The organism is Streptomyces sp. NPDC040432 (assembly GCF_055595445.1).
Genome location: NZ_JBVIVP010000004.1, coordinates 31,755 through 56,406, shown reverse-complemented (window position 1 = coordinate 56,406; position 24,652 = coordinate 31,755). Strand labels below are relative to the sequence as shown.

Annotated in this window: 18 protein-coding genes; 12 read left to right on the top strand and 6 right to left on the bottom strand. The window is 73.1% G+C overall.

The features are described from left to right. Nucleotides 1-119 precede the first annotated feature (119 nt). Both ACZ58N_RS10540 and ACZ58N_RS10535 read left to right on the top strand, forming a co-directional pair. Complete coding sequence (locus ACZ58N_RS10540; protein ID WP_471157652.1) at nt 120-2,696, top strand: PIG-L family deacetylase; 2,577 nt, start codon at nt 120-122, stop codon at nt 2,694-2,696. A 262-nt stretch (nt 2,697-2,958) separates the two neighbouring features. After that, nucleotides 2,959-5,043 (top strand): PIG-L family deacetylase, encoded by a 2,085-nt coding sequence (locus ACZ58N_RS10535; protein ID WP_471157651.1) that lies wholly within the window; start codon nt 2,959-2,961, stop codon nt 5,041-5,043. A 13-nt stretch (nt 5,044-5,056) separates the two neighbouring features. Here ACZ58N_RS10535 and ACZ58N_RS10530 read toward each other — a convergent pair whose 3' ends face one another. Both ACZ58N_RS10530 and glnA read right to left on the bottom strand, forming a co-directional pair. Next, complete coding sequence (locus ACZ58N_RS10530) at nt 5,057-6,319, bottom strand: Gfo/Idh/MocA family protein (protein WP_471157650.1); 1,263 nt, start codon at nt 6,317-6,319, stop codon at nt 5,057-5,059. A 451-nt stretch (nt 6,320-6,770) separates the two neighbouring features. Beyond that, complete coding sequence (gene glnA / locus ACZ58N_RS10525; RefSeq protein WP_073914665.1) at nt 6,771-8,132, bottom strand: type I glutamate--ammonia ligase; 1,362 nt, start codon at nt 8,130-8,132, stop codon at nt 6,771-6,773. Nucleotides 8,133-8,306: 174 nt separating this feature from the next. On the opposite strand from glnA, the gene ACZ58N_RS10520 reads away from it, so the two are divergent. The 4 genes from ACZ58N_RS10520 to ACZ58N_RS10505 all read left to right on the top strand — a co-directional run bounded on the left by ACZ58N_RS10520 (nt 8,307) and on the right by ACZ58N_RS10505 (nt 10,725). Beyond that, complete coding sequence (locus ACZ58N_RS10520; RefSeq protein WP_471157648.1) at nt 8,307-8,684, top strand: hypothetical protein; 378 nt, start codon at nt 8,307-8,309, stop codon at nt 8,682-8,684. 74 nt (nt 8,685-8,758) lie between these two features. Then, nucleotides 8,759-9,421 carry a DUF3105 domain-containing protein gene (locus tag ACZ58N_RS10515; protein WP_471157646.1) on the top strand — a complete coding sequence of 221 codons (663 nt, stop codon included), beginning with the start codon at nt 8,759-8,761 and terminating at the stop codon, nt 9,419-9,421. Continuing rightward, the gene (locus tag ACZ58N_RS10510; protein ID WP_471157645.1) at nt 9,418-10,086 is read left to right on the top strand and encodes a DUF305 domain-containing protein; all 669 of its coding nucleotides are present in this window, start codon (nt 9,418-9,420) and stop codon (nt 10,084-10,086) included. Before ACZ58N_RS10515 ends, ACZ58N_RS10510 begins: the two co-directional genes overlap by 4 nt. Nucleotides 10,087-10,305: 219 nt before the next feature. Beyond that, nucleotides 10,306-10,725: a CBS domain-containing protein gene (locus tag ACZ58N_RS10505; protein ID WP_471157644.1), complete on the top strand. Its 420-nt coding sequence runs from the start codon at nt 10,306-10,308 to the stop codon at nt 10,723-10,725. Nucleotides 10,726-10,782: 57 nt separating this feature from the next. Here ACZ58N_RS10505 and ACZ58N_RS10500 read toward each other — a convergent pair whose 3' ends face one another. Both ACZ58N_RS10500 and ACZ58N_RS10495 read right to left on the bottom strand, forming a co-directional pair. Next, complete coding sequence (locus tag ACZ58N_RS10500) at nt 10,783-11,667, bottom strand: alpha/beta fold hydrolase (RefSeq protein ID WP_471157642.1); 885 nt, start codon at nt 11,665-11,667, stop codon at nt 10,783-10,785. Beyond that, nucleotides 11,664-12,374 (bottom strand): DUF998 domain-containing protein, encoded by a 711-nt coding sequence (locus tag ACZ58N_RS10495; protein ID WP_471157641.1) that lies wholly within the window; start codon nt 12,372-12,374, stop codon nt 11,664-11,666. Before ACZ58N_RS10495 ends, ACZ58N_RS10500 begins: the two co-directional genes overlap by 4 nt. Nucleotides 12,375-12,687: 313 nt before the next feature. Here ACZ58N_RS10495 and ACZ58N_RS10490 point away from each other — a divergent pair, with 313 nt between their 5' ends. Further along, nucleotides 12,688-14,124, top strand: coding sequence for a DUF2062 domain-containing protein (locus tag ACZ58N_RS10490; protein ID WP_471157640.1), 1,437 nt, complete (start codon nt 12,688-12,690; stop codon nt 14,122-14,124). Between the two features lie 57 nt (nt 14,125-14,181). Continuing rightward, the gene (locus ACZ58N_RS10485; RefSeq protein ID WP_471157639.1) at nt 14,182-15,945 is read left to right on the top strand and encodes an NAD+ synthase; all 1,764 of its coding nucleotides are present in this window, start codon (nt 14,182-14,184) and stop codon (nt 15,943-15,945) included. 122 nt (nt 15,946-16,067) lie between these two features. On the opposite strand, the gene ACZ58N_RS10480 is transcribed toward ACZ58N_RS10485, so the two are convergent. Continuing rightward, entirely contained in the window at nt 16,068-17,096 is a 1,029-nt protein-coding gene (locus ACZ58N_RS10480) for an endonuclease/exonuclease/phosphatase family protein (protein ID WP_471157638.1), read from the bottom strand. Between the two features lie 308 nt (nt 17,097-17,404). Here ACZ58N_RS10480 and panB point away from each other — a divergent pair, with 308 nt between their 5' ends. The 3 genes from panB to ACZ58N_RS10465 all read left to right on the top strand — a co-directional run bounded on the left by panB (nt 17,405) and on the right by ACZ58N_RS10465 (nt 20,256). After that, the gene (gene panB / locus ACZ58N_RS10475) at nt 17,405-18,262 is read left to right on the top strand and encodes a 3-methyl-2-oxobutanoate hydroxymethyltransferase (RefSeq protein WP_471157636.1); all 858 of its coding nucleotides are present in this window, start codon (nt 17,405-17,407) and stop codon (nt 18,260-18,262) included. Between the two features lie 120 nt (nt 18,263-18,382). Continuing rightward, nucleotides 18,383-19,405: an ATP-binding cassette domain-containing protein gene (locus ACZ58N_RS10470; protein WP_471157635.1), complete on the top strand. Its 1,023-nt coding sequence runs from the start codon at nt 18,383-18,385 to the stop codon at nt 19,403-19,405. Next, nucleotides 19,402-20,256 (top strand): ABC transporter permease, encoded by an 855-nt coding sequence (locus ACZ58N_RS10465; RefSeq protein WP_471157634.1) that lies wholly within the window; start codon nt 19,402-19,404, stop codon nt 20,254-20,256. Before ACZ58N_RS10470 ends, ACZ58N_RS10465 begins: the two co-directional genes overlap by 4 nt. 65 nt (nt 20,257-20,321) lie before the next feature. Here ACZ58N_RS10465 and ACZ58N_RS10460 read toward each other — a convergent pair whose 3' ends face one another. Continuing rightward, nucleotides 20,322-23,828 (bottom strand): AfsR/SARP family transcriptional regulator, encoded by a 3,507-nt coding sequence (locus ACZ58N_RS10460; RefSeq protein WP_471157632.1) that lies wholly within the window; start codon nt 23,826-23,828, stop codon nt 20,322-20,324. Between ACZ58N_RS10460 and ACZ58N_RS10455 the strand changes: the two genes are divergently transcribed. Continuing rightward, nucleotides 23,827-24,630 carry a site-2 protease family protein gene (locus ACZ58N_RS10455; protein ID WP_471157630.1) on the top strand — a complete coding sequence of 268 codons (804 nt, stop codon included), beginning with the start codon at nt 23,827-23,829 and terminating at the stop codon, nt 24,628-24,630. The genes ACZ58N_RS10460 and ACZ58N_RS10455 overlap by 2 nt on opposite strands. The last annotated feature ends 22 nt before the right edge of the window (nt 24,631-24,652 follow it).

The window sequence follows — 24,652 nt, the reverse complement described above, 5'->3', positions numbered from 1 at the left end:
GTTCGATTCACCGGCGCGCCGTGGCGCACATCATGAGGCGGATTATCGGATTTTCTGAATACTTGTAGATCTATGCGCCAAGGGGACCGGTCCCCGGCTGACCGGCCACGAGGAGCCCCATGTCCGAAGGACGCCCCCTCCTCGATCCCCCCTGCCCCGCCGACCCCGGTCGCCCCGCCGACGGCGTGGCGACGGCCCTCGCCGGGCCGGACGCCCGCCGGGTACCGGCCTCGCGCGGCGCGTCGGGAGCCGCGCGGGCGGCGGCCACGGTCACCGACCCGGCACCCCGAACGCGGCCGGCTCCCGAGCCGTCCCCGAGCGCCCGTCCGTCCGTGATCGAGCCGCGACCTGCGCCGGACACCTGCGCATGGCTCCCGCACGACGGCCAGGACGGGCCGGGGCCGGACGGAACGGGCTCGGCCGCGACCGGGTCGGCGCCGGGCGGGGCCGGACCGGACGCGTCCGACGGGCACGCCCCCGAGGGGCGGTTCGCGCACCGGCACGGTCACGGGCACGCCCACTCCCTCGCCCACCACCGCCGGCTCGCCAGGATCGTCAAGGTGGTCGCGTTCTGCGCCGCCACCGTCGCCGGGAGCATGCTCGTCCTGCGCGGCAACGAGGCCATCGCCGGTCTCGGCACGCCGACCACCGCCGATTCCCGGACCACCACCGCGACCGCCGCCGGGGCGCCGGACCCGGGCCGGGTGCTCCAGGTCGTCGCGCACCCCGACGACGACCTGTACTTCATGAACCCGGACCTGCGGTACTCCATAGCCTCCGGCCACCCCGTGACCTCGGTCTACCTGACCTCCGGCGAGGCGGACGGCGTCAACGCGGGCTCCGCCAAGGGCGCCTCCACCCGCCCCGACAAGCCGGCCTACGCCGAGGCCCGGCAGAACGGCATCCGCGCCGCCTACGCCAAGATGGCCACCGGCGACCGCAGCAGTCCATGGAAGCGGACCGTCGTGCCGACCGTGGGCGGCGCCCACGCCGAGGTGGACGTCCTCGTCGCGAAGCCCGAGGTCAACCTCGTGTGGCTGCAACTGCGCGAGGCGGGCCACGTCTACCAGGACGTCCCCGACAGCCTGCACGGCTTGTGGGACGGCAAGGTCCCGCACCTGGAATCGGTGCTGGCCTCCGGCACCCCCGTCGAGCAGCCGTTCACGTACACGCGGGACCAGGTCGTACGGACCCTCGTGGGGATCCTCGCCCGCTACCGGCCGACCACCATCCGTACCCAGGACCCCACGCCCGGCCGGACCTCGGACACCAAGCGGTACACCGACCACCAGGACCACTTCTACGGCGCCCGGTTCGTGCAGCTGGCGAGCGCGGCCTACGCGCGGGAGGTCAAGGACCGGCCGCACTTCGCGACGCAGAACTACGTCGGCTACTTCAACAGCTCGCTGCCGAGCTCCCTCGACCCGACCGAGGCGCGCGAGAAGCTGGACATCCTGGACACCTACGCCTGGCTGGACCGGAAGAACCACTGCGGCAGCGAGGCCGGCTGCGGGGACCTCAAGGTCGCCGACCGCCCGGCGGGCAACCGCTGGACCGAATCCATCAACTACGCCCGTGGCAGCGGAACTTCCTGGCTGACCTCGGACGCGCAGCAGGGCCTGTGGGCCTTCAAGGTGCTCGACGGGCAGGTCGCCCTCTGGCACCGGACCGGATTGATAGGCCGGTGGAGCGGGCCGCGTCTGCTCCCCGGAACGGGTATGGACCAGGGCGTATCGACCGTCACGCTGAAGGACGGCCGGATCGCCGCCCTCGGCACCCGCACCTCCTTCGGGGAGGCGCCTTCCGACTACCGGCGCGAGGTCGTCCTCGCCGTGCAACGGGCTCCCGGCTCGGAGGAGTTCGGGGAGTGGGAGTCGTTGGGCACCCCGGAGGGCGCGGACGAGGAGTGGACGTCCGACATCAGCGCGCCGGCCGTGGCGGTCGACGGCGCCGGGCGGATGGCGGTGTACGTGCGCGACGGCGCGTCCACCCTGCGCGGCCGGACCCGGGCGGCGGACGGCGCGTGGGGGCCGTGGGAGCGGCACGGCGGCGGCGACCTGCACGGCACCCCCGTGACCGCGACGGACGGTTCCGGGCGGCTGATGGTGTTCGCCGCGACCACCCGGTCGGTGACGGGCTGGGCCCAGCCGGAGCCGGGCGCCGCGCTGGGGCCGGCCACGGCCACCGGCCTGCCGGAGACGACGGTGCCGTTGACGGCGGCGGGCCGCGAGGGCGGGGTGCGGCTGTGGTTCCGCAAGCCCGGATCGGGCAACGTCCGTACCGCCCTGATGACCGCGGGCGACGGGCTGCGGGCGACCGGCCTCACCGACCTGGGCGGACTCCAGGGCTTCGGTTCGGTGACGGCGAGCGGAAACCTCCTCGCCGGCCGCTCGTCGGGCGGGCAGTTGGGCTCGGACCTCGGCCCGGGACACCTGTGGCAGCGCTCGCCGCTGATGTTCGTCGGCGCGCCGTCCAGCACGTTGACGGGCAGGAACCTGGTCAGCCTGGCGGTGGTCGGACTCGACGCGCGGCTGTACGTCACGTCGTCGGCGAACGGCTCGGGCGGCCCGGGCGGCGGTGGCGGGGTGGACGGCGCGAGCCGTGCGGACGGCGCCGGCGACGCGGGTGGCGCGGGCGGTTCGAGCGCCTACCTGGCGCCGTGGATGCCGGTCGGCCCGAGCAACACCGGACCGTAGCGAACCACCCGAAGCCCAGCAATCCGCGCATACTGCGAAGAACGCCCCTCCCAGGGGCGTTCTTCGCTTTACCGACACGGTCAACTCCGTCCAGGATCCGGGCACATGCACCTCCGGGAGCCCCAACAGGCACAATCACACCCGGTCGTTTTCGGAAAGCGGGCGTCATCGGCGAAATCGGTGAACCAAGTCCCCCGATTTGGCCTCTCAATGACCGAACAGCGGTTCTTCCCGCCCCGGAACGACCTCAAGGCGCTGACCGATGCCCGTTTCCCGCCGCCGCTTCCTCCTCGCGGCCGTGTTGCCCATGCTCACCCTGGGCGCCACCGGTGTGCTCGCCGTCGCCTCGGGCCAACAGACCTCGGCCGAGGCGACCGGGACGCGGGGCACGCCGCCCCTCCTCCCCGCGAGCACCACGGCCGGAACGGTGGTGCAGGTCGTCGCCCACCCCGACGACGACCTGTTCTTCATGAACCCCGACCTCAGCCGGTCCCTCACCGCCGGGACCCGGGTCACCACCGCCTACCTGACCTCGGGCGAGGCCGACGGCCGCAACGAGGCCCGCGGCGGCGAGGCCAAGGACCCGGAACAACCGGCCGACCGCTCCCACTACGCGGAGGCCCGGCAGAACGGCATCCGCGCCGCCTACGCCCAGATGGCCACCGGCGACCGCGGCAGCGCCTGGAAGCGGACGGTCATACCGACCGCGGGCGGCGGGGAGGCCGAGCTCGACGTCCTCGTCGCCCGGCCCGAGATCCACCTCGTCTGGCTCCAACTGCGCGAGGCGCGCAGCCCGACCGGAAAGAACCCGGACAGCCTGCGCGGCCTGTGGAACGGGGACATACCCGCACTCGAAGCCCAACTGGCCTCGGGCACCCCGGTCGCACAGCCGTTCACGTACACCAAGGACCAGGCGATACAGGCGATATCCGGGGTCCTGGAGCAGTACCGGCCGACGACGATACGCATGCAGGACCCGACACCCGGCCGGTACGAGCACACCGGCAAGTACACCGACCACCAGGACCACATGTACGGCGCCCGCTTCGTGCAGGCGGCCACCGCGGCGTACGCGGAGCGGGTCACGGACCGCCCCCGGTTCTCCGTCCAGAGCTACCTCGGCTACCACAACGGCGCCCTGCCGCACTCGCTGGACCCGCAGACGGCCGAGACGAAGACCGGCTACCTGCGGACCTACGCCTGGCAGGACCGCGCGGACTGCGGCAGCCCGTCCGGCTGCGGCGACCGCAAGGTGGCCGGCAGCCCCACCGGCCGCAACTGGGCCCAGTCGCTGCGCTACGCCCGCGCCGACACCACCTCCTGGCTGACCGAGGGCACCCCCGGCCGACTGTGGGCCTTCACCGCGCTGGACGGCCGGATGGCCGTCTGGAACCGCGACCGCGCCGGCGCCTGGACGGGCCCCGCCCTGCTCCCCGGGGCCGGCATCGACCCGGGCGCCACCACGGCCCGCCTGCCCGACGGCCGCATCGCGGTCCTCGCCACCCGCACCACCCTGGGGTCCGGGGCCGCCGACTACCGGCGCGAGGTCGTCCTCGCCGTCCAGACCGTCCCCGACGGGCCGTTCGCGGCCTGGCAGTCACTCGGCACCCCCGAGGCGGGTGACGAACCCGGCACCTCGGCGATCAGCGCCCCGGCCGCCGCCGTCGACCCGGCGGGCCGGCTCACCGTCTACCTCCGCGACACCCGTCGCACCCTGCGCGCGAGCGTGCAACAACCGTCGGGCGGCTTCACCGACTGGCAGCGCCTGGGCGGCGAGGACCTGCAGAGCGACCCGGTGACGGTGTTGGACGCCGCCGGCCGGCGCCACGTCTACGCCAGCACCGCCAAGTCCGTCCTCGCCTGGACGCAGCCCACCCCCGGGGCCCCGCTCGCCGGCCCCTTCCCCACCGCGCTGCCCGCCACCACGGTCCCCCTCACGGCGACCCCCGACGGCGCGGGCGTCCGCCTCTGGTTCCGGCGACCCGACTCGGGCGTCGTCCGCAGCGCCCTGGTCACCGCGGGCCCCGGCGCGCCCCAGGTGTCCGCGCCCACGGAGACCGGCGGCCGGGCCGGCTACGGAGCGGTCGGTGTGGCGGGCCGCCTCGTCACGGGCCGCGCCGACACCGGAACCATCGCCGCCGCCCCGGTGGGCGGTCCACCCGCCTGGACCGAGTCCCGCATGCTCTACGCGGGCGCCCCCGCGGCCGTCCAGGAGGCGGGCGGCGGCGTCACGACGGCGGTCCTCGGCCTCGACGCCCGCATCCACACCGCCACCGCCGGTCCCGCCGTCGGCCCCGCCCCCGTATGGCGCCCGGCGGTCGCGACGGCGGCCCTGCCGAAGGCCTGACGCACCCCGGCCGTCAGGACGCGCCGTCGGGCGGAGGCACGGTCTCGACGGTGCCGGCACGGCGTGCGCGTTCGACCGCCAGCACCGTCAGGTGGCTGGTGAGGGACTCCCGCGGCCCGGACCTGACGAGGTCGGGGTCGCCCGCGGCGACGGACGCGACGAAGGCGTCCATCAGCGCGGCGTCACCGCCGCCGTGACCGCCGCCCGCGTCCGCGGTCCCCTCGACGTCGACCTCGACGGTTTCCTCGCGGCGGGTCAGGAAGTCGTACACCCGCACCTGCCGGCCGTCGCCCCGCAGTTCGCCGCGGGTCCCGAAGACACGGGTCCGACGGTCGGCCTGTTCGGTGAACGCGGTCATGGTGAACGTGGCCGTGGCCCCCGAGCCGAACTCCATGGACACCACCTGGTGGTCGACCACGTCGTTGTCACAGGCGTACACGCACCGGCCGTACGGCCCCTCCCGCAGCGCCACCTCCAGGGCCCGCGGGGTGAACTCGTCGATCACCACGCTCAGCGGCCATCCGTGCCGGCCGGCGGCGAGCCGGTCACCGTAGTCCCTGGGTGCGGAGTACGGACACGTGGCCTCCACCGAACAGTCCAGGCAGCGGTCGGCGGCGCCGGCGGGCCGGTTCCCGGCGTGGAAGTGGGAGAGCCGACCGAAGCTGGACACGCGTACCGGCGGCTGCCCGAGGACGTACTGCAACCAGTCGAGGTCGTGGCAGGACTTCGCCATGATCATGGACGTCGATTCGTCCTCCCGCCGCCAGTTGCCCCGGACGAACGAGTGCGCCTGGTGCCAGAACCCCACCGGTTCGAGGTGCTGCACGCTGACGACCTCCCCGAGACGACCGGAGTCGACCACCCGCTTCAGGGCCTGCGTGTAGGGGGTGTAGCGCAGCACGTGGCCGACCGCGAGGATCACCCCGGCCTCCTCCGCGGCGGCGACGATGCGCCGGCAATCGGCCTCCGTCAGCGCCATCGGCTTCTCCAGCAGGATGTGGCAGCCGAGCGCCGCGAACGCGAGTACGGGCTCCAGGTGGTCGCGGTCCAGCGTGCAGACGAGCACCGCGTCCGCGACCCGGCCGCGGGCCGCCAGCACCCGCCAGTCGTCGACCGCCGCGTCGGCCTCCAGCCCGTGCGCGGCGACGAGCCGGTCCCGCCGGACCTTGCGGGGCTCTGCCAACGCCACGACCCGGGCCCGCTCCGGATGTTCCAGCGCCCAGGCCGCGTACCCCGTTCCCCGCTGACCGGCACCGACCACGGCGAGAGTGATCATCGAAGCACCTTCCCGCTCCGGCCCCGCCCGCACGAACGAAGCCCGTACCCGTGAAGCCGACACCGGCCGGACGCCGGGCGCCGGCGACTCCCCGTCACATTCCGGCACTTGCCCCACCGCGCCGTCAACTCCCCGCGCGGAAGGATCCCTCGGGAAGGCGGCCGGGCCGCCGGGGAGGGGACCGCCACCCACCCGAACAACGGCGCCGGCACCGAACTCCGTTCCGCCGCATCGACCGGCCGCGCCCTTCCGGGCTCCGCCGCTCACGGAAGGCTCGGGTGGATCGGCTCGTTCGGCGGCGGGGCGCACACGAACCCGCCCCGAAAGGTCCGGTCCGTGGTCGGGAGGCGGCCCACGGACGGCCCGGGAGCGCGAAAACGACTTCGGGCCGGCGGTCATCGACCGTCGGCCCGAGGTGTCGGAAGATTCCGACAGTGGCGCTGAACTGCGCCTACAGCACCGGCATCATCTTGCGGAGTTCGAAGGCCGTGACCTCGCTGCGGTACTCCTCCCACTCCTGCTTCTTGTTGCGCAGGAAGAAGTCGAAGACGTGCTCGCCCAGCGTTTCGGCGACGAGTTCGCTGCGTTCCATCAGGGAGATGGCCTCGCCGAGGTTCTGCGGGAGGGGTTCGATGCCCATGGCGCGGCGCTCGGCGTCGGAGAGGGCCCAGACGTCGTCGTCGGCTCCCGCCGGGAGTTCGTAGCCCTCCTCGATGCCCTTGAGGCCCGCCGCGAGGAGGACGGCGTACGTCAGGTACGGGTTCGCGCCGGAGTCGATCGAGCGGACCTCGACGCGCGAGGAGCCCGTCTTGCCCGGCTTGTACATCGGGACGCGGATCAGGGCCGACCGGTTGTTGTGGCCCCAGCAGATGTACGAGGGGGCCTCGCCGCCCGAGCCGGCGGTGCGGGAGGATCCGCCCCAGATCCGCTTGTACGAGTTGACCCACTGGTTGGTGACCGCCGCCGTCTCCGCCGCGTGCCGCAGCAGGCCCGCGATGAAGGAGCGGCCGACCTTCGAGAGCTGGTACTCGGCGCCCGACTCGTAGAACGCGTTGCGGTCGCCCTCGAAGAGGGACAGGTGGGTGTGCATGCCCGAGCCCGGGTATTCGGAGAACGGCTTCGGCATGAAGGTGGCCTGGACACCCTGTTCGAGGGCGACCTGCTTCATGACGAGACGGAAGGTCATGATGTTGTCGGCCGTCGAGAGCGCGTCGGCGTAGCGGAGGTCGATCTCCTGCTGACCGGGGGCGCCCTCGTGGTGGCTGAACTCGACCGAGATGCCCATCGATTCGAGCATGGTGATCGCCTGCCGGCGGAAGTCCATGCCGACGTTCTGCGGGGTGTGGTCGAAGTAGCCGGAGTTGTCGGCGGGTACCGGACGGGACCCGTCCAGCGGCTTGTCCTTCAGCAGGAAGAACTCGATCTCCGGGTGGGTGTAGAAGGTGAAGCCCAGGTCGGAGGTCTTGGCGAGGATGCGCTTGAGGACGTAGCGGGGGTCCGCGAAGGACGGGGAGCCGTCCGGCATGAGGATGTCGCAGAACATCCGGGCCGTCCCGGGGGCCTCGGCGCGCCACGGCAGTATCTGGAACGTGCTCGGGTCCGGCTTGGCGATCATGTCGGACTCGTAGACCCGGGCGAAGCCCTCGATCGCGGAGCCGTCGAAACCGATGCCTTCGTCGAAGGCCTGCTCCAGTTCGGCGGGTGCGACAGCGACGGACTTGAGAAAGCCCAGTACGTCGGTGAACCACAGGCGCACGAAGCGGATGTCGCGCTCCTCAAGCGTCCGGAGGACGAATTCCTGCTGCTTGTCCATGGCTTCATCCTCGCAGTTCAGACGGCCTGTGCACCACCGCCCCGAGGAGTGGGTGGGCACAGTCGGGCCGGCCCAGTATCGCCGGCGGTGGTTTCCGCCACATTACGCACCCCCGAAAGGTGATGACACCCCGCACTGACCGTGGGCCGGTCATGAGCATTACCATCGGCGCCCATGGGGGCTGGGGAGCACGAAGGGCGCGGGGACCGCGGGCGTCGGCCCGTGCGTCGTGCCGCCGTCGTGCTGCTGATCGCCTTCGGGGTGGCGGCCGTGATGGCCTTCCTGTGCGTGCGGCCCGCCGACGCGCACGCGCCGGACCCCGTACGGGCGCAGTCCGCGCACGCCGTCTGCGTGTCCCCGTACGACCTGCCGGGTTGCTCGCCGCTGTCCCGCGTGACGCCGGCCGTGCTGCCGGCGCCGCCGCCCGCGGTGGCGCTCGTGGGGGCCGGGTCCGATGTGGCCGCCCGTACGGCGCCGGTGGGGCCGGTCCGCCCTCCCGGAACGCTCGCCCGCGCCCCCGACCTGCACGCCCTGCAAGTGCTGCGGACCTGACGGGTCCCGCTCCGCACCGCACCGCACCACAGGCTCGACCCCGACACCCCCCTCACCAGAAGGAACCAGGGCACATGGCCAGCAGGACGTCCGACCAGCACTCCCGCCAGACGCGCATAGCCGAGATGCGCCGCGCCGACAAAGCACGCGACCGGCGCAACAAGATCATCGCCATCACGGCCTCGACGGCGATCGTCGCCGGACTCGTCGGCTTCGGCGCGTGGGTGCTGATCGACCAGAAGCAGAAGGACGAGGCGACCGCGAAGGCCAAGGCCTCCGCCATCAAGAACCCGGTGAGCGGCGAGCAGGAGTGGGACGCGAAGAAGCTCGGCCGCAACCACGTCGAGACGCCGGTGAAGTACGAGATGAACCCGCCCGTCGGCGGTGACCACCACCCGCGCTGGATGAACTGCAACGGCGACGTCTACACGGAGCCGGTCCCCGAGGTGAACGCCGTCCACTCGCTGGAGCACGGCGCGGTCTGGGTGACGTACAACGACAAGGCTCCCAAGGCCGACCTCGACAAGCTGTCCGAGAAGGTGCGCAAGCTCCCGTACACGCTGATGAGCCCGGTCAAGGAGCAGACCGGCGCGATCATGCTCAGCGCGTGGGGCAAGCAGGTGACGGTGGAGAGCGCGGCCGACCCCCGGGTCGAGCAGTTCTTCACCAAGTACGTGATGGGCGCGCAGACCCCCGAGCCGGGCGCGGCCTGCACGAACGGGCTGACCGGCAAGTGAACCGTACGTACTGGGCCGCGGGCGCGGCCGTCGTCCTGGCCGTGCTGTTCGCGGTCGGGGCCACGGTCGCCACCGCGAGCGGCTCGGGCGGCGGCGACGCGGCCCGCACCCCGGGGCTGCACTCCCCCGACGCGGGGTTCGCCCGGGACATGGCGGTGCACCACCAGCAGGCGGTCGAGATGTCGTTCGTCGTCCGTGACCGCACGCAGGACGAGCCCGTCCGCACCCTCGCCTACGACATCGCCAACACCCAGGCCAACCAGCGCGGCATGCTGCTGGGCTGGCTGGACCTGTGGGGGCTGCCGAAGGTGGTGGCCGACGAGCCGCCGATGTCCTGGATGGGGACCGCCGAGGACGGGGGGCACGGCGGGCACTCCGGGCACGCCTCGGCCCCCGCCGGATCCGGGGCGATCATGCCGGGCATGGCCACGAAGGAGGAGCTGACGCGGCTCGGCGCCGCCGCCGGCCGGGACGCCGAGGTGCTCTACCTCCAGCTGATGACCGACCACCACAAGGGCGGCGTCGCGATGGCGGAGGGCTGTGCACACCAGTGCCAGACCCCGGCGGAGCGGGAACTGGCCCGGGGCATGGTCGAGGCCCAGCAGTCCGAGCTCACCCTGATGGCGGACATGCTGAAGCAGCGCGGGGCGGCGCCGCGCGGCTGACGCGTACGGCTCGCCCACGAGCGCCCGTACGGGTGAGGAGGCACGGTCTCCCATCCGTACGGGCGTTTCCGTTCCCGCGTCGGGCCCGGTCGGGTCGAGCCTCGTCGAGCCCCGTGGAGTCGCGTGGAGTCGCGTACTCCGAACGGGCGAACGAGGATGGGGACGCCGGGACGGACGCGTCCGCGCCCGCCGCGACGGCGTGCTCAGGAGGTTCCCACGATGACCACCGCCGGAGAGATCATGCACCCCGGGGCCCAGTGGATTCCCGCCACCGAGACCCTGGACCGGGCCGCTCAGCTCATGAGCCGCCTCAACGTGGGCGCGCTGCCCATCAGTGACACCGAGCAACGGCTCTGCGGCATCCTGACCGACCGCGACATCGTGGTCGGCTGCGTTGCCATGGGGCACGACCCGTCGAAGATCACGGCGGGTGACATGGCCAAGGGGACGCCGCGCTGGATCGACGCGGGCGCGGACGTCTCGGAGGTGCTCCAGGAGATGCAGGACCACCGGATCAAGCGACTGCCCGTGATCAGGGACAAGAAGCTCGTCGGCATGATCAGCGAGGCCGACCTGGCCCGGCACCTCTCGGACAAGCAGGTGGCCGACTGGGCGGAGCAGGTCTACGCCCGGGGCTGACGGATCGGGCACGGGGGCGCCGGGCTCGCGCGCCCCGGGGCCGACGGGCCCACGGGGCTACGGACGATGCCGCCGGGGCCGCTCGGCGGCCTCCAGGACCGCCCGTGCCACCTGGTGCGGGCGGTCCAACATGACCAGGTGCCCGGACGGTTGCGCCACCTCGAAGCGCGCTTCGAGCAGCGCGGCCAAGGCCTCCTGCCGGGCGAGCCAGCGCCGTGCGGTGCGCCCGGTGCCCCCGACGTGACCCACCATGACGGTGGCGGGTGCCTCCAGGGGGTGCGTACCGCGCAGGGCGGCCACCTCCGCGGCCGTGTCCGGGTAGCGGGAGTTCTCCAGCAGCGCCCCGCGCCAGACCCGGCCGGTGCGGTAGCAGCGGCGTACGAGGTCCGGCGGGGCCGGGTCGCCACCACCGGTCCGCGAGGCCCGTACGACCAGGCCGCGGGCGGCCGGGCCGAGCGCGGCGGGGAGCCCGGCGACGGTCACCGCCCGGCCGAGGACCCGGGCCGCGCCGGTGCGCAGCGCGGCGGGCAGCAGCGCGCGCGGGTGCTCCTCGACGCTGGAGTCGAGGAGGACGACGGCCGCGGTGCGCCCGGGGTACAGGCGGCCGAAGGCCTCCGCGTGGAATCCGGCGATGGAGTGCCCGACGACGGTGACGGGCCCGGAGTCGGTGACCGGGCCGAGGGCGTCGAGGAGGGCGGCGATCCGGTGGGCCTCCCCGGCGGCGGTCGCGGGTTCCGCGGCCGGCCCGCTCAGCCCGTGTCCGGGCCGGTCGAAGCGGACGACGGTGCGGCCCCGGTCGGCGAGGAGCCGGGCGACCGGGTCCCAGTCGAACCAGGCCATGGCGAGCCCGGCGGCCAGCACGCACACCGGCCCCCGGCCCTCGACGAGCACGTGCAGCGGGACCCCGTCGACGCGTACGAAGCGTCCGGCGCCGCCGCTCACGTCCGGCGCTCGCGGTGGACGGAATGGGCGAGCAGCCCCAGCCAGACCGCCACGAGCAGCACCTGGAGCCGCTGGCCGGCGCCGAGGGCCCAGGTTCCGTGACCTGCGGTGAACATGGCGATGGCCGTCAGGGTCCAGGCGGTGGCGAGGAGCTCCAGGACGACGAGGGCGGGACCGTAGCGGGCGAGCGGCGCGAACCAGCCGTAGCGGCGGGCCGCGATGGTGAGGGCGACGATGCCGGTGAGGGCGCCGGTCATGGCGAGACTGCTGCTGACGGCATGGGCCTGATGGGTGGCCGGGACCAGTCCGGCGGTCTCGCGGGCCGCGCATTCGGGGTCCACGGTGGGCGCGCAGCTGAGCGGCAGCCAGGCGTCGGCGGCGGTGGCCGCGCCGAAGAGCGTGATGCCCGCCCAACCGATGACCGCCCACGGGCGCCGCGACTCGGCGTACCGCACCAGCCGGGCCAGGGCGAGGAGTCCGCCGAGGAGGACGAGGACGCCCGCGGTGAAGTCGGTGGCGCGGAACAGGCCGCCGAGGGGCTGGTCCTGCGCGGCGAGCTCGCTGACGTACGTCTCGATCGGGTTGAGGCCGGTCGAGAGGACGACTTCCAGCACCCACGCGGTGTAGGCGGCGGCGCCGAGACCGATCAGGGTGGCGACGGGCCAGGCGCTCCGCACGGAGGGGCCGTTGCTGCCATTTGTACGCATAGTGTGACTAATCCTAAGCAGATCCGGGTCCGGTCCCCCGGTCGGTACCACCGGGCCGACCGGGCCCACGGAGGTAGGACGTACGGGCACCCGCCGACGTTGCCCGCGCCGCGCGTGGCGATCACCACTGCCGGCACGGGACGACGCCGGGGGTCGGGTGTCGGCGGGGCGGGTGATCGCCATGGATCCAGACAAGCCGGTGGATACCGCCCCCGGATCACCGCACCGGAGGGGCGAAGTCGGTTGGTGGGGCTGCCCCGTCGTGACAGGCTGGCGCACGCCCCGCCCGCCCACCGCCCGAGGACGCCCCGGTATGAGCACGCCCCCGAACCCGCCCAACGACTCCGTCGGCCCGCCGACGGAGGCCGAGGGGACACCCATACCCGAGACCCCGGCGCGGACGTCCCTGTCGAAGTCCCCCTCCACCGAGCCCACACCGCAGGACGCGCCCCCGGCGACGCCGGCCACCTCACTGAGCAAGACCCCTCAGGACGAACCCCCGGCCGCGCCGGCCACGTCGCTGAGCAGGACACCCCAGGACGCGCCCCCGGCGGCCCCCGCCACCTCACTGAGCAAGACACCGCAGGACGCGCCCCCGACCGCGCCCGCCCCTCCGGTTCCGGTACCGGCACCGACGCTGCACGACCACTTCGGGCCCGACGCTCCCCCGGCGACTTCCCCGGCCCCCGCGCCCGTGGAACCGCCCGCCCCCGGCTTCGGTGCCCCCACGACGGCGGAAGCCCCCGCGGCCCCCGCCGAGCACAACCCGTTCGCGCCTCCCGCCCCCGGCGGGTTCGCGCCGCTCACCCCGCCCCCGCCGCCCGCCGGCGGCTACGGCGTGCCGGCCAACGCCTGGGGAGCCCCGACCGGCCCCACCGCCGGGTATCCGGGTCAGCCGGGATACCCGGGTGGCCCGCAGGCCCCTCCCGGCCACCCGGGCCCCTCCGGATACCCGCCCTACCCCGGCTATCCGGGCTATCCGGGCCACCCGGCGTCCGGCCCGCCCGCCAACGGGCTCGCCGTCGCCTCCCTGACCCTCGGCATCATCGCGATCCCGGTGACCTTCGCCCCGTTCTTCTTCTGGCTCGGCACCCTCATCGGCCTCACCGGCCTCGGCATGGGCATCGGCGCCATGGCCGCCGCCCGGCACGGCGCCGCCCGCAAGGGCATGGCGCTCGCCGGCACGATCCTGAGCGTGGTCAGCCTCCTGACCTCCGTCGCCGGCGGGTTCCTCACCGTGGCCGTCGCCCGGAGCACGTCGGAGAGCATCGACGAGGACTGGGAGGAGGACGAACCCTTCACCCTGCCGTCGGGCGGCCCGACGTTCAGCCTGCCGCCCAAGCCCCGCGACGAGGGCCCCGGCATCAGCACCCCGCTGGCGTTCGGCGAGACGTACTCGTACCCGAGCGGCATCAAGGTCAGCCTGTCGTCGCCGAAGAAGTACGTCACCAACAGCAAGGTCTTCAAGGTCGGCAACGCCGTGCAGCTGACGCTCACCATCACCAACGGCACGAACAAGCCGCACGAGGTCATCTACGCCGTGCCCGACATCAAGGACGAGAAGGGCAACGAGGGCGAGGTCGTCTACGACGTCCGGATGCCGCAGCACGTCGAGGGCACCATCGAACCGGGCCGGTCCGCGACCGGCACGATCGCCTACGAGATCCCCGAGGGCGCCACGCGCATCGACGCCGTGATCTCCCCCGGCGTCATGCTGCGGGACGTGAAGTTCAGCGGCCCGATCGGCTGACGCCGACGGGGCCCGGATGCCCGGACCACAGGACATCGCGTCAGAAAGACGATTAGAGTGGGCGGCGTGCCTCAACTTCGTCTCGCTCTGAATCAGATCGACGCGCACGTCGGCAACATCGCCGCCAACGCGGACTCGATCGTCCACTGGACCCGGCACTCCGCCGAGCAGGGCGCACACCTCGTGGCGTTCCCGGAGATGGTGCTGACCGGGTACCCCGTCGAGGACCTCGCCCTGCGCGGTTCCTTCGTCGAGGCCTCCCGCGAGGCGCTCCGCGGGCTCGCGGAGCGCCTCGCCGCGGAGGGCCTCGGCGAGCTGCCGGTGGTCGTCGGCTACCTCGACCGCACCGAGCAGGCCGTGCCCCGCCTCGGCAGGCCCGCCGGTTCCCCCGAGAACGCGGCCGCCGTCCTGCACGGCGGCCGGGTGGTGCTGCGCTTCGCCAAGCACCACCTCCCCAACTACGGCGTCTTCGACGAGTTCCGGTACTTCGTGCCGGGCAACACCCAGCCGGTCGTCCGGGTCCGCGGCATCGATGTGGCCCTGGCCATCTGCGAGGACCTGTGGCAGGACGGCGGCCGCGTCCCGGCCACCCGTGCCGCCGGAGCCGGGTTGTTGATCTCCGTCAACGCCTCCCCGTACGAGCGCAACAAGGACGACCTACGCCTCGAACTGGTCCGCAAGCGGGCCCAGGAGGCCGGTTGCACCCTCGCCTACGTCGCCATGATGGGCGGCCAGGACGAGCTGGTCTTCGACGGCGACTCGATCGTGGTCGACGCCTCCGGGCAGGTCGTCGCCCGCGCCCCGCAGTTCTCCGAGGGCTGCGTGCTGGTCGACCTGGAGCTCCCGGCCGCCTCGCCGGACGCCCCCGAGGGCGTCGTCGGCGACGGCCTGCGGATCGACCGCGTCGTCCTGTCCGAGGAGCCGGTGGAACCGTACGAGCCCGTCGTCCCCGGCGGTTATGCGGACCGCCTCGAAGACGACGAGGAAATCTACGACGCGCTCGTCGTGGGCCTGCGCGCCTACGTCAGGAAGAACGGGTTCCGGTCGGTCCTGATCGGCCTGTCGGGCGGCATCGACTCCGCGCTCGTCGCCGCCATCGCCTGCGACGCGGTCGGCCCGCAGAACGTGTACGGCATCTCGATGCCGTCGAAGTACTCCTCGGACCACTCCCGGGGTGACGCGGCCGGGCTCGCCGAGCGGACCGGGCTGAACTTCCGGACCGTGCCGATCGAGCCGATGTTCGACGCCTACATGGGCTCGCTGGGCCTGACCGGCCTGGCGGAGGAGAACCTCCAGTCCCGACTGCGCGGCACCATGCTGATGGCCGTCTCCAACCAGGAGGGCCACCTCGTGCTGGCCCCGGGGAACAAGTCCGAGCTGGCGGTCGGCTACTCCACCCTCTACGGGGACTCCGTCGGCGCGTACGGCCCGATCAAGGACGTCTACAAGTCGGACGTCTTCCGTCTCGCCCGGTACCGCAACCGGGCCGCATTCGAGCGCGGCGAGATCCCGCCGATCCCGGAGAACTCGATCCTGAAGCCGCCGAGCGCCGAACTGCGCCCGGGCCAGGTCGACACGGACTCCCTGCCGGACTATCCGGTGCTGGACGCGATCCTGGACCTGTACGTGGACCGCGACCAGGGGCTGGACGCCATCGTCGCGGCCGGCTTCGACCGCGAGCTGGTCGCCAGGACCCTGCGGATGGTCGACACGGCGGAGTACAAGCGCCGGCAGTACCCGCCGGGCACGAAGATCTCCGCGAAGGGCTTCGGCAAGGACCGCCGGCTGCCCATCACCAACGGCTGGCGCGAACAGGCGTAGGCACGGCCGCGCCGACCGGGACGGCGCTCGCGGCCACGGCCGCGGGCGCCACGGCCACCACTGGGGCCTGGCGTCGAAGTCCCGTCGTCGCCGCGAGGCAGACGGGAGTTCGACGACAGGCCCTACGGCCGGACGGTGAGGCGGGCCGCGATGGGCAGGTGGTCGCTGCCCGTGCGCGGCAGGGTCCAGGAGGCCTCCGGCTTGATGCCGCGCACCATGATCTGGTCGATGCGGGCCATCGGGAACTGCGCGGGCCAGCTGAAGCCGAAGCCGTCGCCCGCCGCGCCCTGGGTGGAACGCATCTGCGAGGTGACCTCGGACAGGGCCCGGTCGTTCATGGTGCCGTTGAGGTCACCGAGCAGGATGACCTTCCGCAGGGGTTCGGCGGCGAGCGCCGCACCCAGCGCGTCGGCGCTGTTGTCGCGCTGGTTCGCGGTGAAACCGGCGTTGAGCTTGACCCGTACCGAGGGGAGGTGGGCGACGTAGACACCGATCGCGCCCGTGGGACCGGCCACGGTGGTGCGCATGGCCCGGACCCAGCCGAGGCGGATGTCGACGGGCTTGCTGGAGGTCAGCGGGTACTTGCTCCACACTCCGACGGTGCCCTCGACGGCGTGGTACTTGTACGTGTCCGCCAGGGCCTTCTCGTATATCGGGACGGCACTCGCCTTCAGCTCGGTCAGCGCCAGCACGTCGGCCTTGGACTTCGCCACGGACTCGGCGGTGCCGAGCGGGTCGAGGTTGTCGGCGTCGACGTTGTGCGCGGCGACCATCAGGTTGCCGCCGGCGCCTGACTTGTCGGTGACCAGACCACCGAAGAGGTTCGCCCAGACCACGGTGGTCAGCAGTATCGAGATCAGCGCGGTGGCCGACTTGCGGATCACCGCCGCGACGAGCAGCACCGGCACCATCAGGCCCAGCCAGGGCAGGAAGGTCTCGGTGAGGCTGCCCAGGTTGCCGACGTCGTTCGGCAGCTCCGCGTGCAGGATCATGACCAGCGAGGTCACGGCGGCCAGCGAGGCGGTCACGATGCCGCGCTTCCAGATGCCCCGGTCGTGCCTCAGTCCGGCCAGCCGGCGCCCGAGACCGGTTCGCGAGGGCCCCGGCTCGGAGCCGCCGTTCCCCGTCTCCGTCATGTACGCCTGTGCCATGCCCATGTCCTCGCTGCCGTGCTCGCGCTCCGTCCCCGCCCCTTGACCCTAGGCGATGCACGGAGCCTTCGGTGCCGTCCTTCACGGCCGTACGACCGGAGGGACGAACGGCCGTGCGGCAAGGGTTCCGCTTGTCACGAAACGCGCACATTGGCTCGGGCGCGCCCTGAGCCGCAGCAGGAGTGTGACGGACCGGTCATCCGCCGCCCTCCGCGGCACTTCCGTCGTGGGCCGGACGGGTGCCACCATGGTGGGTGAGTCCGGGGACGCCGTGAGGGCGCCTCGAGATGACACAAGGAGCAGTTGCAATGTCGCATGCCGTTTCGCCTGCCCGCGAGGCCTCTCCGACCCTGTACGGGGGTGCGGGCACCCGCCGCATCACCGTCCGCGACCTCACCCTCGCCAAGGAACGCGGCGAGAAGTGGCCCATGCTCACCGCCTACGACGCGATGACCGCGTCCGTGTTCGACGAGGCCGGCATCCCGGTCATGCTCGTCGGCGACTCGATGGGCAACTGTCACCTCGGCTACGAGTCCACCGTCCCCGTGACGATGGACGAGATGACCCTGCTGTCGGCGGCCGTCGTACGGGGCACCAGCCGGGCCCTGATCGTCGGCGACCTGCCGTTCGGCTCCTACCAGGAAGGCGCCGTGCAGGCGCTGCGCAGCGCGACCCGGCTGGTCAAGGAGGCCGGGGTCGGGGCCGTCAAGCTGGAGGGCGGCGAGCGTTCGCTGGCCCAGACCGAGCTGATCGTGCAGTCCGGCATCCCCGTCATGTCCCACCTGGGTCTGACCCCGCAGTCCGTGAACGCCATGGGCTACCGGGTGCAGGGCCGCACCGACGAGGCCGCGCACCAGCTGCTGCGCGACGCGAAGGCCGCCCAGGACGCGGGCGCCTTCGCGGTGGTCCTGGAGTTGGTCCCGGCCGAGCTGGCCGCCGAGGTCACCCGGTCCCTGCACATCCCGACCGTGGGCATCGGCGCGGGCTCGGAGTGCGACGCGCAGGTGCTGGTGTGGACCGACATGATGGGTCTGACCGGCGGGAAGATGCCGCGGTTCGTGAAGCAGTACGCCAACCTCCGCAAGACGATGACCGACGCGGCGAAGGCCTTCGCCGAGGACGTCGTCGGCGGGTCCTTCCCGCAGGCGGAGCACGCCTTCCACTGAGGCGGTCCTTGAAGGTCACGCCCGGCCCGACGGCCCGCCGACACGGATGTCGGCGGGCCGTCGTCCGCCTGTCGGACGCTTGTAGGGGCTTTGTCAGTGGCGGATGGTCCCATGGTGGGCATGACGCGAAACGACAACCATCCCAACGCCGTGGAAGTGCGGGGTCTGGTCAAGCACTACGGCGAGACCAAGGCCCTCGACGGTGTGGACCTCGATGTCCGCGAGGGCACCGTCCTCGGGGTCCTCGGCCCCAACGGCGCGGGCAAGACGACCCTGGTGCGCTGCCTGTCCACCCTGGTCGTCCCGGACGCCGGAACCGCCCGGGTCGCCGGCTACGACGTGGTCCGCCAGCCCCGGCAGCTGCGCCGGACCATCGGCCTGACCGGGCAGTACGCCTCGGTCGACGAGAAGCTCTCCGGCTGGGAGAACCTCTACATGATCGGCCGCCTGCTGGACCTGTCCCGCAAGGACGCCCGGCTGCGCGCGGACGAGATGCTGGAGCGGTTCTCCCTGACCGAGGCGGCGAAGAAGGCCGCCATGAACTACTCCGGTGGCATGCGCCGCCGGCTCGACCTGGCCGCGTCGCTGATCGGCAACCCGGCCGTCCTCTACCTGGACGAGCCGACCACCGGTCTCGACCCCCGCACCCGCAACGAGGTGTGGGACGAGGTCCAGCGGCTGGTCGCCGAGGGCGCGACCGTCCTGCTGACCACGCAGTACATGGAGGAGGCCGAGCAGCTCGCCAGTGAGCTGACGGTCATCGACCGCGGCAAGGTCATCGCCAACGGCAAGGTCGACGAGCTGAAGGCCCGCGTGGGGGGCCGCACCCTGCGGGTCCGTCCCGTGGACCCGTCCGACCTGCCGGGCATGGCCCGCTCCCTCGCGGAGGCCGGTCTGGACGGCATCGCCGGTTCGCAGGCCGTGCCGGACGAGGGCGCGCTGCTGGTCCCGATCCTGAGCGACGAGCAGCTGACCGCGGTGGTCGGGCTGCTGGCCGCCCGCGGGTACGCGATCGCCGACCTCGGCACGTACCTGCCCAGCCTCGACGAGGTCTTCCTGTCCATCACCGGGCAGAAGCCGTCCTCCGCCGAGGAGTCCGTCACCACCGAGAAGACCGAGCGGAATCAGGAGGTCGCGGCATGAGCACCGTAACCACGACGAAGCAGCCCGCCGACACCGCGTCCGCCCAGGCTCCGGCGGTCGTACCGGCCGGTGAGGGCCGGATCGGCCTGCGGGCCAACCTGCGGCACATCGGCGCCCTGGTGCGCCGCAACGCCCTCCAGATCAAGCAGGACCCCGAGTCGATGTTCGACGTCCTGTTCATGCCGATCATCTTCACGCTGCTGTTCGTGTTCGTCTTCGGCGGCGCGGTCTCCGGCAAGGGCAACCAGGGCGCGTACGTCAGCTATCTGGTCCCCGGTCTGATGGCCATGATGGGGATGAACATCGCCATGGCCGTGGGCACCGGGGTCAACGACGACTTCAAGAAGGGCGTGATGGACCGCTTCCGGTCCATGCCGATCGCCCGGTCGTCGGTCCTCCTCGCGAAGATCGTCGTCGAGATCGGCCGGATGCTGATCGCCATCGCGATCCTGCTCTGCGTCGGATTCATCCTCGGCCTGTCGATCGACGGCTCGGTCCTGGACCTGTTCTTCGCCGTCGGTCTGTCGGTCGTCTTCGGCGCCTCGCTGATGTGGATCTTCATCCTGCTGGGTCTCACGATGAAGACCGCGCAGGCCGTCCAGGGCATGGCGATGCTGGTCCTGATGCCGCTCCAGTTCGGCAGCTCGATCTTCGCCAAGCCGGACACCATGCCGGGCTGGCTGCAGAGCTTCACCGACTACAACCCGCTGTCCAACCTGGCCGACGCCGCCCGCGCCCTGATCAACGGCACGCCGCTCGGCAACTCGGTGTGGATGACCCTGGCCTGGTCCGTCGCCATCACGGCGATCACCATGCCGCTGGCCGTCCGCAAGTTCCGCCAGAAGACCTGATTCCCACCGGGTCGCAACGGTCCGTTCGGATCGCGTCCCGGACGGGCCCCCGACCCGGGCCCGGATCAGCAGAACAGGGCGGTGGCCTCCTCCAGGGTGAGGCCGCCGCCTTCGGCGTACGCCGCCTCGTACGCCGCGTCACCCAGCGCCTCACGTAGCAGTTCCTCGGCGCGGGCGGAGTCCTCGCGTTCGGTCGACACGGGGAAGTGCCCCGTGGGCAGCAGGGCCCGGTAGGCGCCCATCAGCCGGGCCGCGTCGCGCATCCGTCGCTCGCCGCCGAGGAACGCCAGGGAGAGGCCGGCGGTCAGCAGGTAGACGGCGGGCATCTGCGGGGCCACCAGCAGCGCCATCGGGTCCTGGACGGACCCCATGGCAGGGCGGATCCGGTCCAGGGCGTCCTGGTGGCGGCCCTCCCGGTTGTCCAGCCAGGCCATCGTGCCGAGCAGGAAGCCGTCGAAGACGGCGAACGCGCCGAACGCGAACTCGTCGCGCAGGATTTGGAGCTGCTCCCGGGCCTCGGCGATGCGGCCGGTGCGGCCGAGGATGCCCGCGAGGAACATCCGGGCCGCCGGCAGGGCCTCGGTGCCGTATTGCTGGAAGGTGGCGGTGACGTCCTTGAGGATCTGCTCGGCCTCCTCGTGCCGGCCGCTCTCCGAGAGCGTCCCGGCCATCCGGACGCGCAGCACGGCCACCTGGACCTTGGCGCCGAGGCGTTCGGCGTAGGCGATGGCCTCCCGGTAGTCGCGGGCGGCCGGGCCGTACTCGCCGCGCTTCTCCAGGGATTCGGCGCGCGCCGACAGCGCTTCGGCGCAGCCCCAGGCGTCGCCGAGGTCGCGGAACAGCGCCAGGCTCTCGTCGGCGTCGCGGGCGGCGTCACCGGCCCAGTCGGCACGGTTGGCGAGGACGTTGGCGCGCAGTTGGAGCGCGGAGGCCAGTTCCCAGCGGTAGCCGAGCGCACGGGCGGTGGTCACCGTCGCGTCCACGACCTCCTTGAGCAACCCGGGGTTGCCCGAGATCATGACGGCGTAGATCCACAGGGAGCTGGGCGTGCGGCAGGTCTGGGGCAGTCCGGGCCGGTAGGCGGTGAGCACCCCGTCGATCTGGGCCCGGACGTCCGGGCTGTTCCAGGTGTCGTTGGTCTGGTCCCGGGCGGCCAGCCGGACCAGGTGGACGGCGCGCCAGGCCTCGGTGAGGAGTTCGCCGGAGTAGGGCGGGGGCGAGTCGACGAGCCGCTCGTGTACGGGTTCGGCGGGGACCACGGGCGGGGCGAAGGGGTCGGGGCCGAGCGCCGCGGCGGCCTCGGTCCAGTGCCGGGACTCGGCCCGCAGGTCGTGCATGTGCCAGTACCAGCCCAGCGAGTGGATCAGGCACAGCACCTCGTCCGCGTCGCGGGTGGTGACGGCCCGGCGCAGGGCGGTGCGCAGGTTCTCGTACTCGGTGGCCAGCCGGTCGGCGGCGGCCCGCTGGCCGTGTCCGCGGAGCACCGGTTCGGTGGTGCGGGCGAGTTCCCGGTAGTGGACGAGGTGACGGTGCCCGGTGGCGCCGAGATCCCCCGGCGCTTCGGCGAGGCGTTCGGCGGCGTACTCGCCGACGGTCTCCAGGAGGCGGTAACGCATGTCGGCGCCGTCGGGGCCGGGGGTGGCGACGACGAGGGACTTGTCGACGAGGGAGCCGAGGGTGTCGGCGATGTCGAGGCCGCCGTGCGCGCAGACGGTCTCGGCGGCGGCGAGGTCGCAGCCGCCGGCGAAGACGGACAGCCGGCGCAGGACGGTGCGTTCGGCTTCGTCGAGGAGGTCCCACGACCAGTCGACGACGGCCCGCAGGGTCTGCTGGCGGGGCAGGACCGTGCGGGAGCCGCCGGTGAGGAGCCGGAACCGGTCGTCGAGCCGGTCGGCGATCTGGCGCGGGGTGAGCAGCCGCAGCCGGGCGGCGGCCAGTTCGATGGCCAGCGGCAGGCCGTCGAGGCGGCGGCAGATCTCGGCGGCGGCGACCGGGTCGTCCGCCGGGCTGAAGCCGGGTCGCGCGGCGGCCCCCCGGTCCCCGAGGAGGCGGAGCGCGACCGGGTCGGGCAGGGGTTCCACGGGGCGCAGGGTCTCCCCCGGTACGCCGAGGGGTTCGCGGCTGGTGGCCAGGATCTGCACGCCGGGGCAGTGCGTGAGGAGCCGTTCGGCGAGTTCGGCGGCGGCGCCGATGACGTGCTCGCAGTTGTCGAGGAGCAGCAGGATCCGGCGGCGCGCGCAGTGCTCGGTGAGCCGGTCGAGGGGGTCGTCGCCGGCCCGGTCGGTCAGGGCCCGGATCTCCTCGGCTGCGGCGCCGCGGAGCTTGGTCTCGCGGGCTCCGAGGGCGGCGAGGACGGCTTCGGCGACATCCTCGGGGTCGTCCACGGGGGCCAGCTCGACGAGCCACACCCCGTCGGTCCAGGCGTCGGGGAGGTGCGCCCCGTCGGCCGGGGTCCCGTCGGCGCGGGCCCGGTCGGCGCGGGCCCGGTCGGCGTGCGCCTCGGCGGCCTCCTGGGACAGGCGGGTCTTGCCGGCGCCGCCGGGGCCGAGCAGGGTCACGAGCCGGGCGCGGGCGAGGTCCTCGCCGATGACCCGGATGTCGTCCTCACGACCGACGAAGGTGGTGAGGCGGGCGCGGAGGTTGCCCGGGGCGGGCGCCGGCTCGGGCGGGCGCGGGGCGGCGGCTGCCGGCTCGGCCGGGGCGGGGCCGCCGGTGACCGACGCGGGCTCGGCGGGCGCCGGGGTGGGGGCGGTCCCCGCGGGCGCCGCCACCACCGGGGTGCGCGGGAGCTGCGGCTCGGGCGGGCTGAGGAGCTCGGTGTGCAGGGCGCGCAGGGCGGGGCCCGGGTCGGCGCCCAGGCGGGCGGCGAGGTCGCGGCGGACGTCCTCGTAGGCGGCCAGGGCCTCGGCGGGCCGGCCGGCGTCGCGCAGGGCCCGGATCCGCAGCACCTGAAGGGGCTCGTCCAGGGGCCGGCGGGCGCACAGTTCGGCCAGCTCCGGCAGGATCCGCGGGGCGTCGCCGAGTTCGAGGGCCGCGGCGAGCCGACCCCGGCGCGCGTCCAGGCGTACGGCCTCCCAGCGGGCGGCCTCGGCCGCCGGGTCGGGCAGGTCGGCCAGGGCCGGTCCGCGCCACAGGGCGAGGGCCTCGTCGTAGCGGGCGGCGGCGCCCGCCGGGTCGGGGGTGTCGGAGGCTTCGCGGACGAGGCGTTCGAAGCGGTACAGGTCGATGTCCTCGCGCCGCGCGTCGAGCAGGTAGCCGCCCTCGGCGGAGCGCACGGCCCCGGGTCCCAGGGCCCGCCGCAGCCGACCGACGAGGGCCTGGAGCGCGGCGGGGGCGTCGGCGGGCGGTTCCGCGTCCCACACGTCGGCGACCAGCAGGGCGGGCGGGACCGCCCGACCCGGACGCAGGGCGAGCGCGGTCAGCAGGGCCCGCAGGCGCGGGCCGCCGACGGCGACGGTGCTCCCGTCGTCGCGGATGGCCTGGGCGGTGCCGAGAATCGCATAATGCACCGGCCCATTGTCGCCGCCCCCGCACTCCTGCCCGCGCACGGGCCGGGGTAGGTTTCGCCGCATGGGTCACCAGGGCAGCCGCGGCGAGCGGCAGATCAGTTCCGTATTCCTCGGCGTGGTCGCCGTCATGGCGGTCACGGGCTGGGCCGTGTGGACGGGCTACGCGGCGAGCCCGGGGTTGGCCGTCTTCCTCTTCGTGACCTCGGCGTGGATCGTCTCGCTGTGCCTGCACGAGTACGCGCATGCCCGCACGGCCCTGCACGGCGGTGACATCAGCGTCGGTTCGAAGGGCTATCTGACGCTGAACCCGCTGAAGTACACGCACCCGCTGCTGAGCATCGTCCTGCCGGTGGTCTTCGTGATCCTGGGCGGGCTGGGTCTGCCCGGTGGCGCCGTGTACATCGAGCGGGGTCGGATCCGGGGCCGTTGGAAGCACAGTCTGATCTCGGCGGCGGGTCCGCTGACCAACGTGGCCTTCGCCGTGGTGTGCACGGCGCCGTTCTGGCTGCACGCCCTGGACGGGGTGCCGGTGCCGTTCCGGATGGCGCTGGCCTTCCTGGCCCTGCTCCAGGTGTCGGCGGCGATCCTGAACTTCCTGCCGGTGCCCGGCCTGGACGGGTACGGGGTCATCGAGCCGTGGCTGCCGCACCGGGTGCGCCGCGAGGTGGAGCCGCTGGCGCCGTTCGCGCTGATCGGCGTGTTCGTGCTGCTGTGGATCCCGTCCGTCAACACGGCCTTCTTCGACGCGGTGAGCGGGGTGCTGAGCACGCTCGGCGTGTCGGACCTGGACACGTACTGCGGTCGCGACCTGTACCGCTTCTGGAACGAGACGGACGGGTTCTTCTGCGCGCTCCCCGCCGAGTAGGCGCGGGAGGCCCGGGCCGGGG

Coding starts and splice junctions, on each gene's coding strand:
- ACZ58N_RS10540 (WP_471157652.1), top strand. CDS start 120: ATGTCCGAAGGACGCCCCCTCCTCGATCCCCCCTGCCCCGCCGACCCC.
- ACZ58N_RS10535 (WP_471157651.1), top strand. CDS start 2,959: ATGCCCGTTTCCCGCCGCCGCTTCCTCCTCGCGGCCGTGTTGCCCATG.
- ACZ58N_RS10530 (WP_471157650.1), bottom strand. CDS start 6,319: ATGATCACTCTCGCCGTGGTCGGTGCCGGTCAGCGGGGAACGGGGTAC.
- glnA (WP_073914665.1), bottom strand. CDS start 8,132: ATGGACAAGCAGCAGGAATTCGTCCTCCGGACGCTTGAGGAGCGCGAC.
- ACZ58N_RS10520 (WP_471157648.1), top strand. CDS start 8,307: ATGGGGGCTGGGGAGCACGAAGGGCGCGGGGACCGCGGGCGTCGGCCC.
- ACZ58N_RS10515 (WP_471157646.1), top strand. CDS start 8,759: ATGGCCAGCAGGACGTCCGACCAGCACTCCCGCCAGACGCGCATAGCC.
- ACZ58N_RS10505 (WP_471157644.1), top strand. CDS start 10,306: ATGACCACCGCCGGAGAGATCATGCACCCCGGGGCCCAGTGGATTCCC.
- ACZ58N_RS10495 (WP_471157641.1), bottom strand. CDS start 12,374: ATGCGTACAAATGGCAGCAACGGCCCCTCCGTGCGGAGCGCCTGGCCC.
- ACZ58N_RS10490 (WP_471157640.1), top strand. CDS start 12,688: ATGAGCACGCCCCCGAACCCGCCCAACGACTCCGTCGGCCCGCCGACG.
- ACZ58N_RS10480 (WP_471157638.1), bottom strand. CDS start 17,096: ATGGCACAGGCGTACATGACGGAGACGGGGAACGGCGGCTCCGAGCCG.
- panB (WP_471157636.1), top strand. CDS start 17,405: ATGTCGCATGCCGTTTCGCCTGCCCGCGAGGCCTCTCCGACCCTGTAC.
- ACZ58N_RS10470 (WP_471157635.1), top strand. CDS start 18,383: ATGACGCGAAACGACAACCATCCCAACGCCGTGGAAGTGCGGGGTCTG.
- ACZ58N_RS10465 (WP_471157634.1), top strand. CDS start 19,402: ATGAGCACCGTAACCACGACGAAGCAGCCCGCCGACACCGCGTCCGCC.
- ACZ58N_RS10455 (WP_471157630.1), top strand. CDS start 23,827: ATGGGTCACCAGGGCAGCCGCGGCGAGCGGCAGATCAGTTCCGTATTC.
- ACZ58N_RS10460 (WP_471157632.1), bottom strand. CDS start 23,828: ATGCGGCGAAACCTACCCCGGCCCGTGCGCGGGCAGGAGTGCGGGGGC.